1 protein-coding gene is annotated in these 2,049 nt (G+C 65.0%); it reads right to left on the bottom strand.

The window, feature by feature from the left end; translation table 11 throughout:
- A partial coding sequence (locus tag ASE88_RS06830) for a dihydropteroate synthase (RefSeq protein ID WP_082466373.1) occupies positions 1-2,007 on the bottom strand: 2,007 nt, incomplete at its 3' end.
- Between the last annotated feature and the right edge of the window lie 42 nt (positions 2,008-2,049).

Consider the following 2,049-nt stretch of genomic DNA (forward strand, 5'->3'; position numbering starts at 1 on the left):
AGCAGTGACCACCACATCATCCCCCTCGCGCCGCGCCGGCCACAACCCCGCAACACCACGCGGCGTCAGCCACTTCTCCGCAACGATCGTGTCCAGCATCGCCTGCGCGTCCGCATATAGCGACGACGCGCTCTCGCCGACGACCTCGTCGGTCAGGATCGCGGGGAAATTGCCCGCCAGCTCCCACGCACGGAAGAACGGCGTCCAGTCGATATAGTCGCGCAGATCAGACAGGTCCCAATCCGCGAAGACGTGCACACCGGGCTTCGCGGGCGCGCCCGGCTTCAGCGAAAAGTCCGCGACGAACTTGCGCTCGCGCGCGGTCTCGATCGGGATCAGTTCGCTCTGCCCCTTGTTCGCGCGCGAGATCCGTACCGCCTCATATTCGTCCGCGGTCTTGGTCACGAAGTCGTCGCGGATCGTGTCGCTGACCAAGGTCGACGCCACGCCCACCGCGCGGCTCGCGTCGAGCACATGCACCACGGGCCCGTCATAAGCGGGCGCGATCCTGAGCGCGGTATGGACCTTCGACGTCGTCGCGCCGCCGATCAGCAGCGGCATCGTCATGCCCGCGCGCTTCATCTCCTCGGCGACCGTCACCATCTCGTCGAGGCTCGGCGTGATGAGGCCCGACAGCCCGATCATGTCGGCGTCGTTCTCGTTCGCGGCCTCGAGGATCTTCGACCATGGCACCATCACGCCCAGATCGACCACGTCGAAGCCGTTGCACTGCAGCACCACGCCGACAATGTTCTTGCCGATGTCGTGCACGTCGCCCTTGACGGTCGCCATGATGATCTTGCCCTTGCCGCGCGCGCCGGGCTCCTTCATCGCCTCGATATATGGCAGCAGGTGCGCGACCGCCTTCTTCATCACGCGCGCCGACTTCACCACCTGCGGCAGGAACATCTTGCCCGATCCGAACAGGTCGCCAACGACGTTCATCCCGTCCATCAAAGGGCCTTCGATCACCTCGATCGGCCGTCCGCCGTCATTGGCGATGATCAGGCGCGCTTCCTCGGTATCCTCGACGACATGCAGGTCGATGCCCTTGACCAGCGCATATTCGAGCCGCTTGTTGACCGACAGCGAGCGCCATTCGGCTGCCGCCTTCTCCGCGACCACGTCGGTGCCGCGATAGCGTTCGGCGAGCTGGACGAGCCGCTCACCCGCCTCGGGATCGGTGTTGAGCACGACGTCCTCGACCGCCTTGCGCAGTTCGGGGTCGATATCGTCGTAGATGTCGAGCTGGCCGGCGTTGACTATCGCCATGTCCATGCCCGCGGGGATCGCATAATACAGGAACACGCTGTGCATCGCGCGGCGGACGGGCTCGTTGCCGCGGAACGAGAAGCTGAAGTTCGACAGCCCGCCCGAGATATGGACGTGCGGGCAGCGCGCCTTGATCTCGCGGCACGCCTCGATGAAGTCGACGCCGTAATTGTCGTGCTCCTCGATCCCCGTCGCGACCGCGAAGACGTTGGGATCGAAGATGATGTCCTCAGGGGGAAAGCCGATGCCGACAAGCAGCTTGTAGGCGCGCTCGCAGATCTCGACTTTCCGCTCCTTGGTGTCCGCCTGCCCGACCTCGTCGAACGCCATCACGACCACCGCCGCGCCGTAGGCCATGCACTTCTTGGCCTGGGCGAGGAACTGCTCCTCGCCCTCCTTCATGCTGATCGAATTGACGATCGGCTTGCCGCTGACGCACTTCAGCCCCGCCTCGATCACGCTCCACTTGGAACTGTCGACCATGAACGGGATGCGCGCGATGTCGGGTTCCGCGGCGATGAGCTTGAGGAACGTCGTCATCGCGTGGTGCGCGTCGAGCAGCCCCTCGTCCATGTTGACGTCGAGCACCTGCGCGCCGCTCTCGACCTGCTGGCGCGCGACCTCGACCGCGGCGGGATAGTCGCCCGCCATGATCAGCTTCTTGAAGCGCGCCGAGCCGGTGACGTTGGTACGCTCGCCGATGTTGACGAAACTGGTGGAGGAGGTGGTGGTCATGATCTGCTTTCCTCCCCTCCCGCTTGCGGGAGGGGTCGGGGG

It is taken from the genome of Sphingomonas sp. Leaf38 (genome assembly GCF_001421825.1).
Taxonomy (GTDB): Bacteria; Pseudomonadota; Alphaproteobacteria; order Sphingomonadales; family Sphingomonadaceae; genus Sphingomonas.